This is a genomic window from Brevundimonas sp. P7753, assembly GCF_013386595.1.
GTDB classification, from domain to species: Bacteria; Pseudomonadota; Alphaproteobacteria; order Caulobacterales; family Caulobacteraceae; genus Brevundimonas; species Brevundimonas bullata.
The window spans coordinates 1-300 of the sequence record NZ_JACARP010000297.1; the positions used below are offsets into that span (position 1 = coordinate 1).

General features: G+C 61.3%; 1 pseudogene. It reads left to right on the plus strand.

The window, feature by feature from the left end:
• Nucleotides 1–300: pseudogene (locus tag HX774_RS19650) on the plus strand (IS66 family transposase); the annotation flags it as partial.

Genomic DNA, 300 nt, shown 5'->3' on the forward strand with positions numbered 1-300 from the left:
ACACACGAGCTGGCCATCCACAAGCGCTGGAAGTTCGGCAAGCGCAGCGAGCAACTGACATCTGAACAGGCGAGTCTGCTGGACGAAGCCATTGACGCAGACCTCGAGGCGAGTGAGACCGAACTGGAAGCGCTCCTGCCGTCGTCCAAATCTGAAGCCAAGAGCAAGCCCAAGCGCCAGGCATTGCCGCCGCAGTTGCCGCGCACCGACATCCACCACGAGCCGGACGCAGAGACCTGCACCTGTGGGTGTGCGCTCAAGCGCATTGGCGAAGACATCAGCGAGAAGCTGGACTACTGT